Origin of the sequence: Spirosoma terrae (genome assembly GCF_010435915.1) — a bacterium.
Classification (GTDB): domain Bacteria; phylum Bacteroidota; class Bacteroidia; order Cytophagales; family Spirosomataceae; genus Spirosoma; species Spirosoma terrae.
Map to the genome: position 1 here is coordinate 131,993 of NZ_JAAFZH010000019.1, position 9,904 is coordinate 141,896.

At 47.9% G+C, this 9,904-nt stretch carries 10 protein-coding genes; 2 read left to right on the forward strand and 8 right to left on the reverse strand.

The genetic code is table 11. The features are described from left to right. Positions 1–20 precede the first annotated feature (20 nt). Complete coding sequence (locus GK108_RS27705; protein WP_163954838.1) at positions 21–281, reverse strand: hypothetical protein; 261 nt, start codon at positions 279–281, stop codon at positions 21–23. A 53-nt stretch (positions 282–334) separates the two neighbouring features. Continuing rightward, positions 335–883, reverse strand: a complete 549-nt coding sequence (locus tag GK108_RS27710) for a dihydrofolate reductase family protein (RefSeq protein ID WP_163954839.1) — start codon at positions 881–883, stop codon at positions 335–337. 350 nt (positions 884–1,233) lie between these two features. Here GK108_RS27710 and GK108_RS27715 point away from each other — a divergent pair, with 350 nt between their 5' ends. Beyond that, a complete protein-coding gene (locus GK108_RS27715) occupies positions 1,234–1,827 on the forward strand; it encodes a hypothetical protein (protein ID WP_163954840.1) in 594 nt (197 codons plus the stop codon). A 79-nt stretch (positions 1,828–1,906) separates the two neighbouring features. Here the strand turns inward: GK108_RS27715 and GK108_RS27720 are convergent, their stop codons facing one another. Together GK108_RS27720 and GK108_RS27725 are read right to left on the reverse strand one after the other, a co-directional pair. Continuing rightward, positions 1,907–4,564 carry an ABC transporter permease gene (locus GK108_RS27720; protein ID WP_246225217.1) on the reverse strand — a complete coding sequence of 886 codons (2,658 nt, stop codon included), beginning with the start codon at positions 4,562–4,564 and terminating at the stop codon, positions 1,907–1,909. Continuing rightward, on the reverse strand, positions 4,561–4,896 hold the full coding sequence (locus tag GK108_RS27725) for a PadR family transcriptional regulator (RefSeq protein WP_163954841.1): 336 nt from the start codon (positions 4,894–4,896) through the stop codon (positions 4,561–4,563). The genes GK108_RS27720 and GK108_RS27725 overlap by 4 nt, the downstream gene beginning before the upstream one ends. 284 nt (positions 4,897–5,180) lie before the next feature. Between GK108_RS27725 and GK108_RS27730 the strand changes: the two genes are divergently transcribed. After that, positions 5,181–6,110 carry a S1/P1 nuclease gene (locus GK108_RS27730; protein WP_163954842.1) on the forward strand — a complete coding sequence of 310 codons (930 nt, stop codon included), beginning with the start codon at positions 5,181–5,183 and terminating at the stop codon, positions 6,108–6,110. A 50-nt stretch (positions 6,111–6,160) separates the two neighbouring features. Here the strand turns inward: GK108_RS27730 and GK108_RS27735 are convergent, their stop codons facing one another. The 4 genes from GK108_RS27735 to msrA all read right to left on the reverse strand — a co-directional run bounded on the left by GK108_RS27735 (position 6,161) and on the right by msrA (position 9,755). Beyond that, positions 6,161–6,940, reverse strand: coding sequence for a carboxypeptidase-like regulatory domain-containing protein (locus tag GK108_RS27735; RefSeq protein ID WP_163954843.1), 780 nt, complete (start codon positions 6,938–6,940; stop codon positions 6,161–6,163). A gap of 107 nt (positions 6,941–7,047) precedes the next feature. Next, complete coding sequence (locus GK108_RS27740; RefSeq protein ID WP_163954844.1) at positions 7,048–7,710, reverse strand: HAD family hydrolase; 663 nt, start codon at positions 7,708–7,710, stop codon at positions 7,048–7,050. An 82-nt stretch (positions 7,711–7,792) separates the two neighbouring features. Further along, positions 7,793–9,007 carry an MFS transporter gene (locus GK108_RS27745; RefSeq protein WP_163954845.1) on the reverse strand — a complete coding sequence of 405 codons (1,215 nt, stop codon included), beginning with the start codon at positions 9,005–9,007 and terminating at the stop codon, positions 7,793–7,795. Positions 9,008–9,095: 88 nt separating this feature from the next. Continuing rightward, positions 9,096–9,755, reverse strand: coding sequence for a peptide-methionine (S)-S-oxide reductase MsrA (msrA, locus tag GK108_RS27750; RefSeq protein ID WP_163954846.1), 660 nt, complete (start codon positions 9,753–9,755; stop codon positions 9,096–9,098). Positions 9,756–9,904: the final 149 nt, after the last annotated feature.

Genomic DNA, 9,904 nt, shown 5'->3' on the forward strand with positions numbered 1-9,904 from the left:
GATTCAAATGGCGGCTCGTATTACATCCTGGGAAAAGCGTAGATGAGACATCCAACGATAATGGCCTCAATGATCCACATATACAATACGTTGTAGTTAACAATCCGACGGATCAGGAAGTGAAAACCAGCAGCTCCCAGCGCAATCGGAATACCGAACATAAACTGGAGCACATTATTCTCCTGTTGTGGATTAACAAAGCCATATCCGATCATGATGACGCCCATTAGGGAAAGAATCATCAACGGTGTTATGATGTCAAAAATCTTCGTAAAGTCCATAACGTATGAGTTTTAATGATGGACTACTGCATTACGTATCACTTCGGAATGGTTTACGACGTTTGAATCCTGTATCGTAATAAAATCACCCCATTACTGTATGATTTTGACTCAACCAGTTGCAATGCAGCAGGCGTTTGTGCTGAACCAAATAGCCGAATACCCTCGCCCAGAACCACCGGATTTAGTTTAATAACCAATTCATCAATTAACTGAGCTTCCAGCAACGCACCGGCCAGTTCACCGCCACCGCAGAGCCAGATGGGATTTCCTTCACCTGCTTTCAATTGCTTAATAAACTCTATTTCGTTTTCGCCGATTAGTTCAATCAACGGACCTGGCTCGAATGTGAGCGTTCTGGAGAAAATGTAATTCATCAGGCTGGGATTCACCTGCGTGTAGGCAGGTTCGCCTTCCTGCAAACCGTAAGCATATCCCCATTCATAGGTTTTACGTCCCATCAATGCGATACCATACGATCTGATGCGTTCCAGAAAGTCGTTCACGAACTCGCCTTCCATCTGAAATCCCTTAATGGAACCATCGGAATGAGAAATGAAATTATCGAGCGACGCTGCTACGTCATACACCAGTTTGCGCATAGGGATACAGGGTTGTTACGTATCTGAAAACAACCGTCCGACTCCTGATTTGTTCATAGGACTCCCCTAACCGCAAATGACTTTCAGCGCATGACCGTCTGGAAAAATGATGATGCTATTGGGTAGCGACGGCGCTACGTCTTCTACCGGAATCCGGTTAAAAGGAAAGGTCAATACAAAGAGCGTTTTACACGTAGTTCATTGCTTTACGTGCGCCCAAAGTCATTAGTTTCTTTTTATATCTGTCTTTTTACAGTCTCAGGAATTACTTTTCTTTCTATATCTATAGGATAAACTGAGATTTATTAGCGTTCAAACCGGAATTAGTACACGTAAAAAAAAGCTACGCCATGATCAAACTTTTCTCCACTACACTCGCCTTCTTTTTATTGACCAACGTAACGTTGCTGGCGCAGGACACGCCCACCCGTGAACTCGGTTTACGGACCAGCAACCTCAGCAGCTTCGGATTAATTTACAAGAAACAACGTAGTGAAAATACGTATCGTCGTTATCGGCTGGCCTTCGGCAACCTGGGCGGCTATTTTGTCAACAACAACTCGAACATCAGTTTTTCGGCCGGAGGAGCCATAGGCAATGAAAAACGAAGAGCCATCAACGATAAATTCCAGTTTATTTATGGCACCGAACTCATCGCCAATATCGGTTTTAATTCAACGACCAGCGGATCAGTGACCATCGACAATGGCAACGGGAGTACAACCACCATTACCGGGTCCAGTCTTATTCTGGTCAGCCCTTCGGTTGGCGTTGGCTTTGTGCTGGGCGGTCAATATAACGTTAACCCCAATTGGTACGTTAGCGCGGAACTTATTCCGTCGGTGAGTGTCAATGGGAATTTTGGCGATGGCATCTCCTACTGGGGCTTTCAGGCGGGATTTAACTCTTCCAGCGTTGGGATTACAGGCGCTTATCGGTTTTAACTGACAATAGGTTCATTTAAAACGGACGGCTGGGTAAAAGTCTCATTTTTTAGCTTTTACCTAACCGTCCGTTTGCTTTCTACTCGGCTCGCAGCGTTTTTATTGGGTTCGTCAGTGCGGCTTTCACACTACGAAAACTCACCGTTAGGAGCGCCACAGTAAATGTGATCAGCATTGTCAGCCCAAAAATGCCAGCGCCCGGCTCAATCCGATACACGAAACTAGTCAACCATTTATTCATAACCCACCAGGCCAGCGGAGCCGCCAGCACAAAAGCAATCAGCAACAATCGGATAAACTCTCGGCCAAACAGCCAGAGAATGCTGGACGTACTGGCCCCTAATACTTTCCGTACACCAATTTCCTTGGTTTTCTGAGCAGCCATGAAGGATACCAACCCATACAACCCCAGACAGCCTACGAAAATAGCAATACCTGCAAACAGCTGGATAAGTCGAAGGAGCATATTGTCCAGCTTATAGAATCGCTCAATTTCTTCATCCAGAAAGCGATACTTGTAAATGAATGACGGATAGATGGCCTTCCAGCTCTTTTCCAAACCAGCCAGGGTTGGACCCAGATTAGCCGGATTCACTTTTATACCACAACTGTTGTATACTTCGCCCTTGGTTGTAATACATAAAGGGTCAATCGCAGCACGAAACGACTTGAAGTGAAAATCCCTCATGACGCCAACTATCGTTCCCGGTTGATTGTTGATTATTGCGTTTTTACCAATTACCTCATGCAGGGAAGCCAACCCAAGCGCTTTTACGGCAGTTTCATTGAGCAAATACTCCCGAATCGTATCGGACGGATTCAGGTTGCGGCCCGCCAGAATGGGTATTTTGAACGTTGGAATATACTGATGATCGGCCGACTTAACCGAAATATTAAAACTTTCCTCTTTGGGGCGGGAATCAAAGCGAAACGTAGTGCTACCGATCGCTTCCGATGCGGGAGGAGAGTCAAAGAACGTAACGTCCTGTACACCAGATTGCTCCGAGAGCTGCGCTTTCAACGTACTGATTTTCGCCTTTTTGTTATCCGGAATCGGTAGAATAACGATGGCATCCTTCCGAAACCCCATATCAGCCTGTTGCGAGTAGCGCAACTGACTGGTAACGACCAATGTCCCGACGATCAGCAATTGCGAGATGGCAAACTGCCCGACAACCAACCCTTTCCGTAGGGAGAATCCGCCTACCGACTGTTGCGATAGTTTTCCTTTCAAGGCCAGCACAGGCTGAAAACGAGCCAGAATCAGACCGGGGTAAGCCCCTGAACAGAACGTAACAATCAGTAGCAGAGCCAGTAAAAAGGCAAGTAAATACCCATCACCCAGCGGATTAAGTACGAGTTCGATATCAAACCATTGATTAACGAACGGCAGGGCCAAGTAAGCTAAAACCAGCGCAATGATCAGCGCAAAGCCGGTGATGAGCGCTGTTTCTGTGATAAATTGCCAGAAAAGCGCCCCTCGCTGACTCCCCAATGCTTTCCGAACGCCAATCTCCCGCGAACGGCCCAGCGCCTGGGCCGTAGCCAGATTAACAAAATTCACACAAGCCGTAACAACCAGAAATAAGCCGATCAGCGCGAAAGTCCAGAGATTTTTTTTGTCGGTATAGCCACGCAGGCTGGGGTTAAAATGAACATCAGAAAGCGGCTGTAATTTGAAATGAAAAAACTCCGCATTCTCCTTATCGTAATATTTATTGACAATTGCTGGAAGAACGCTGGACTCAACCATAGCCGGCGAAACCTCGGGTCTAAGCCGGATAAAACATTGCATTTCTTTATTAAAACCCAACCACCAATCTTTTTCAACCATCCATGGACTGTGCTCCTGCAAGTTGCTGTAGGGTATATAAATCTCCGAACGAAAATCTGTTGTGGCTGGCGGATTCTGAAGAATACCTGTTACCCTCACAACCAGTGATTCATCAATATGCAGTAGCTTACCGATCGGGTCTTCATTACCAAAATAGTGTCGGGCAATCCGATCGGTGATAAGCGCCGTATTACGTTCCCGCAATGCGCTCTGTGGATTGCCTTTTAGTAGCGGAAAATTGAAAATATCCAAAAACTCAGGGTCTGCAAAGGCTAGTTCTGCTTCAAACTTTTTCTCCGGCGATACGCTGACGACACGCTTTGGTAAAAATGCAATTCGTCCTACTTTATCCGCTACGTCATATCCATTCCGAAAAGCATCACCCAGCGGGTTTGGAACACCCGTGCTGTAAACAACCTTTTCTCGGTGCAGCTCCGTATAAATCCGGTAGATCCGGTCCTGATTGGCGTGGAACGTATCAAAACTCAGATGATAGTCCACCAGGGTAAAAATCAGAATGGCGCAGGCAATGCCCAGGCTCAGGCTCACTACGTTAATTAGCGTATAGGCTTTATGCCGTTTCAGCTTTCTCCAGGCAATTGTTACGTAATTGCTTAACATGGTCATCGGGTTTGGTGGTGAGTAAACAGATTGCTTTAACGGGGAAGAGGCTTGTTGCTGACGACGCCATAACCGGGGGTGCAGCAGTAATAGCATTTCCAGGACATATAACACACGGGCCTTAGCAACTCCGTATCGCAGCGTCCGCTTTTGAAATAATTCATACAGATCACCCAGAATTTCGTCCCGGATGTGAGGGGCTGCCATACGGGTCAGCAGTCGCTCCGCCCACTGTGGTGGTTCTGGCGGACGATTCTTATGGGGTTTATGGTTCTGGTTCATGTGAGATGATCGAAAGCGGTTTTCGGGATACCATCCCACAACTCATTCCGGATACGTCGGGCTTCCCGCAGGGCTTGTTCGCCCGCCATAGTTACGGTAAACAAGCGTTTGCTACGTCCTCCGCGCTCGGCGATGGGTTCGCTAAAGCGCGAATTCACCAGCCCTTTTTCTTCTAAACGCTGCATGGTTCGGTGAACCACGCCCAGGCTCATGGGCCGCTCCAGCCGGTCGCTCAGTTCTTCAACAACCGCTACACCGTAGGCATCGTCATAGAGCCGGGCAATCGCCAGCAAAACGATTTCTTCAAACTCCCCTAGCTGGGTGCCTTTCATACGTATATCAGAGGAAATAGCATATCTTTCCCTTTTGCATAGCAAATTAAAAGCCAATTCTCAAAACCGCCGTTATGTGCTCGAAAAGCGGCATTTTCACTTTTTAATGCCCACTTCTTAGTCCGTTTTCGGACAGTTGATTGTCCACATCAGGACGATCGTTGCTACGTAGCATGAGCAACGAATAGGCTCCTAGAACAAATCCGGTAGCAATCACTTAATCGCCGTCAATTGTAATTAGAGAGCCGTCCGTTTACTTTGCCAGCATAAACTCTTTTAGCAGTATGACTCGGGCTACGCTTACGTTGATTGCAATTTTCTGGCTATTAGCTGCTTCTTCCGCCGTTTACGGCTGGAACAAAGCAACGCACATGGCTATTGGTGCTATCGCTTACCATGATCTTCAAACCAACTCCCCCCAAACACTTACGAAAGTTGTCAGCCTGCTGAAACAACATCCTTATTATCAAACTCGGTGGGTTCCGCTGATGGCTGACCTCAAGGTAACGGAGCAACAGACAGACGAGTATCTGTTTATGCTGGCTGCCCGCTGGCCCGATGATATAAAAGGCCAGGACCCCTACCACGATCATTTCAGCTGGCATTTTATCAACTATGTTTACGCACCAACGTTAGGTATTGCCCGGACCGACACTACGTTACCAACGGGCGAAACGATTTTACAGGCTTATGAGCTAAACCGGCAGATTCTGCGGGGTAATTATGCCGATAGTTCCAAAGCGGTAGCCCTGTGCTGGCTTTTTCACCTGGCGGGCGATGTGCATATGCCACTGCACACCTCGACGCTGGTCGACAATCAGTTTCCTAAAGGAGATCAGGGCGGGAATCTGTTCAAGATCAAAGTGATGATGAGTAGTCAGACCAGTAACCTGCATTCGTTCTGGGATGGTATGCTGCTGGGTAGCGATGAATTTAGCTCGGTTGATAGTCTGGCGCATCAACTACGTAGCGAAATCAATCGATCACGACTGCCTCAATTAGGGAATCCGGGCATTGTGGCCTGGTCGAAGGAAAGTTTTCTGCTAGCCCAGGACAACGCGTATCGAAACAATACGTTACAACCGGGCACCGACCAGCAGGGCAACGTATTACCGCCCGACTACGTAGCAACCGTTAAACCCATCGCGCAGCGGCAGGTGGCTTTATCGGGCTATCGATTAACGGATGAACTGATTACGGGACTGGTTAACTGACGACCGGTTATCGGTTTATGGGAAAATTGTCACTACCATATACCTGCTTCTTACAACTTTTTGGGCGCTGATTTATCGGGGTCTGGCGAAATACGGCTTGGCCGGTTGAAACCCTCCCGATACCGATTGCGAAGCTGCTGGATGGTATTGATCAGATCGTAGTCCGCTGATTTAAGCAAGAACTCATCGTCCAGGTCACAGAAGTCGAAAAAGCGATCGACTTCGTCGGCTTTCAACGTTGTCGATTGTTCGACCAACAACCGGAAGCGTTCGAGAGCCAGCGCATGACGACGATCCTGCTGGATGATATAGTTCGCCTTTCGATCCGATTTGGGGCGTTTCGCAAACAGCTCATACAGCAACGTAACGCCAGCCCCATCGGCAATTCGATCAAACGCCTGTTCACCCGTTACTTTCTTGGAAGCGACCGGCTCATCCAGCAATTGCTGGATTTCCCGTTTCACTTCCTCATAGCGTTTCCCCGTTACGGTCACCTCATCCAGATCAACCACCCGATACGGCATCGGTGGCAATGCATTAGCCGTGATAGTTGGGTTTTCAGAACCATCAAACCGAATGCCTGTCCGATTATAGAGCTGGCTGGTTAGAATTAGCGAATCGCCGGGCTGGGCGGTGATAAAAAACCGGCCTGTTGCATTCGTCTTTGCCCGTTGTCGAGTCCGTTGATTGACAACAATAACTTTATCGACCGCTTTTTTAGTGCTCTGATCCACAACGGAACCAATCACATACTTCCCCTGCGCCCAGGCGTTACGTTGTTCAGCCAATACGGTCAATACAATCAGGGAAAGGACAAGTAGATAGCGCATACGCGTATAAAAAAAAACCTGTGCCACTGCTCAGCGCGATGGCACAGGTCTGACACAGCTAGTGTGTAAAGTTACATTTTTTACGCAAGCATTGACCCAAAAACGCGTTAAAAAACGTTAATCAGGTTCTGCAACCGCTCCAGATTCATCTCGGTAAAATCCAGAATAACATCATCGACAAACGGTCTTAACTCGTCGGGCGTCTGCGTCGTGGCAACGCCAACTACGCGCGCTCTCGATGCTTTGGCGGCCTGAATTCCTGTCATCGAATCCTCAAAAATGACACTGTCGGCCGGATCGACACCCAGTTGCGCCATCGCCTTCTCGTATATCTCAGGATCTGGCTTAGGATGGTTAACCATACTTTCGTTCAGTAACGAATCAAAATAGGGACGTAGCGCCAGCGCGTCGATAACAAAATCCAGATTTTCGACCGGGGCCGACGTAGCCACTGCCGTACGAATTCCGGCTTCTTTGAGTGATTTCAGGAAATCGACCAAGCCCTGAACCGGTGTGATCACGGGTTGATACAACTCCCGAAACAACGCTTCTTTCTCATGGGCCAGACGTAGCACTTCTTCCGGCGTAAGTGGCTGACCAGCAAAGAGGTGGGCAACAATATCGTTATTGTGCTTACCAGAAACATATTGTACAAAATCACTATCACTCAACGTTTTTCCATTACGTTGATAATATTCTCTCCAGGCTGTCCGATGGTGGGGATTCGTATCGACGATCACCCCATCCATATCAAAAATTACTGCTTTCATAGTGTTAGTGCCACACAGGCACAAAATTTATAAGCATGTTATAAACGGCTTCCAGCGCGGGTAAAGTCGTTGGCTGAATGTATCAGAATAACTTAACGATTTTAGCCAAACCGGCAGAAATCAGCAACATGATGGCCACGAGCCCTAATCCGTAATAAAGGCCAAAACCCTCGGCCACAAAACCTATAACGGGCGGCCCCGCCAGAAACCCGATAAAGCTAAAGGTAGCAAAGGTAGCCAATCCCGCTGCGGGTGGAATACCCGGCACACGCATGGAAGCGGCATACAGAATAGGGGCACCTAATGAACAGCCTGCCCCTAAAACCGCAAACCCAATCAAGGCTGTAGACGGAAAAGGTAATACAATAGCCAATAAAAGTCCTGCTGCTGATAACAGCCCTCCAATCTGCAACCAACGCTTCCCACCGATTTTAGGAATAATGGCATCGCCCATAAACCGAAAGCTGGTCATCATTAACGAAAAGCTTCCAAAACCGAGTGCGGCAATCTGGCTACTGGCCCCCAGCGTTTCGTGCAGGTACACAGCGCTCCAGTCAAATGCCGCTCCTTCACCCATGGCCAACGCCAGTCCGATTAAAATCATCAGGAACAAATCGACATTGGGACGCACAAACGAGGAGCCTGTTTTTTCGCCGGTTTCGGTTCGGCTGCTGGATGGAATCTGGTTGAGCAGCGGTTGCAACAGGAACGTAAGCAGTAAAATCAGCCCCGACATGACGGCGACGTGGATCGAAGGCGATACATGAAACGAAATAACGACACCGGCAACTGCAGAACCGAGCAATCCCCCCAGGCTCCACATACCGTGGCAGGACGACATGATCACGATATTCTGTTCCCGCTCCAGATTGGTTGCACACGTATTCATGGCTACGTTTATCAGGGCGGCATTAAGTCCCAGCAGAAAAAGTCCCAGCGCCAGGATAGGCACCGAGGGAGCGTTGATTGGAATCAGAACGGCCAGCGACAAGCCTACTGCCGACCAGAAACAGGCCTTTGCTTCGCCCAGTCGGGAAATAACCCAACCGGTTAGTGGATTCATAATCAGCAAGCCAACGGGCATGGCAAAAAGCACCAAGCCCAAAGCCGCATCCGACAGATGCAGTTTCTCTTTAACGTGTGGAATATGAGCGACCCAACTCCCGAGCAGGATACTATCAGAGGCAAAGACCATACCGATTGCCAGCGCATATCGGTTCAGGAAAAACGTCATTAGGTTCCGAACAAACGGGTTTCGGTGGGGCTGCGGATTATCGATCGAGACAGAGGTATTCATACTGCAAAAATAGCCAGCGCATGCTGGCTATTTTGTTCATGTATTATCCTGAATCGATGCTACATTGACAGATTTATTTTCAAATCTGTCAATTCATTGTCAACCCCGTATTATTTTTTAAATGTCCAGCCATCGCTTTGCGTAGTTTTTCAACCTTTGGCAACGATACATTTCGGATGTAAGGCTGATCGGGATGCAGCGCAAAATAATTCTGATGGTAGTTTTCGGCCGGATAGAACGCAGTAAAAGGCGCCACCTCTGTCACGACTTTACCACTGTAGTGTTTTGAGTCGTTCACCCGCTTGATGGCCGCTTCTATTTCACTTTTCTCTGCCGGTGTCCGATAAAAAGCCATCGACCGATAATCACGGCCAACATCGGGTCCCTGCCGATTGAGCTGAGTGGGATCATGACCAGCAAAAAAAGCATCGAGCAGTTGCGAATAGGTTATAACTTTCGGATCGTAGTAAACCTGAACCGATTCGGCATGTCCGGTTTTATCCGTACCAACCTGTTCATAGGTCGGATTCTTGACATTTCCGCCTGCATAACCCGATACTACGTCATGAACACCTTTTAGCTGATTCATTCCTTCCTCCAAAGCCCAGAAGCATCCGCCCGCAAACGTAGCGACGGCTTCACCAGCTTTAGGAGCCGGTAGTTTAGCCGGCGCGTAATCTTTTGATTGTCCTTGTGCGCAACTCGTTAGTAAAAACAGGCTTAGCGCCACTATATGAATTGATTTCATGTCGTTTTTTGTTCGCATTCTGCTCCTGTACAAACGTTTAAAAACCAAATTGAGTTTTCAGTTTTATGGTTTATCGTTTTCAGTTTATGGTTTATAGTGGCTGACGCCAGAAACTTGCTGACGCGTCAGCCACTATAAACTATAAACTA

What these genes read in the sequence shown, in the direction of transcription:
- GK108_RS27705 (WP_163954838.1), bottom strand. Translation starts at nt 281, where the DNA reads ATGGACTTTACGAAGATTTTTGACATCATAACACCGTTGATGATTCTT.
- GK108_RS27710 (WP_163954839.1), bottom strand. Translation starts at nt 883, where the DNA reads ATGCGCAAACTGGTGTATGACGTAGCAGCGTCGCTCGATAATTTCATT.
- GK108_RS27715 (WP_163954840.1), top strand. Translation starts at nt 1,234, where the DNA reads ATGATCAAACTTTTCTCCACTACACTCGCCTTCTTTTTATTGACCAAC.
- GK108_RS27720 (WP_246225217.1), bottom strand. Translation starts at nt 4,564, where the DNA reads ATGAACCAGAACCATAAACCCCATAAGAATCGTCCGCCAGAACCACCA.
- GK108_RS27725 (WP_163954841.1), bottom strand. Translation starts at nt 4,896, where the DNA reads ATGAAAGGCACCCAGCTAGGGGAGTTTGAAGAAATCGTTTTGCTGGCG.
- GK108_RS27730 (WP_163954842.1), top strand. Translation starts at nt 5,181, where the DNA reads ATGACTCGGGCTACGCTTACGTTGATTGCAATTTTCTGGCTATTAGCT.
- GK108_RS27735 (WP_163954843.1), bottom strand. Translation starts at nt 6,940, where the DNA reads ATGCGCTATCTACTTGTCCTTTCCCTGATTGTATTGACCGTATTGGCT.
- GK108_RS27740 (WP_163954844.1), bottom strand. Translation starts at nt 7,710, where the DNA reads ATGAAAGCAGTAATTTTTGATATGGATGGGGTGATCGTCGATACGAAT.
- GK108_RS27745 (WP_163954845.1), bottom strand. Translation starts at nt 9,007, where the DNA reads ATGAATACCTCTGTCTCGATCGATAATCCGCAGCCCCACCGAAACCCG.
- msrA (WP_163954846.1), bottom strand. Translation starts at nt 9,755, where the DNA reads ATGAAATCAATTCATATAGTGGCGCTAAGCCTGTTTTTACTAACGAGT.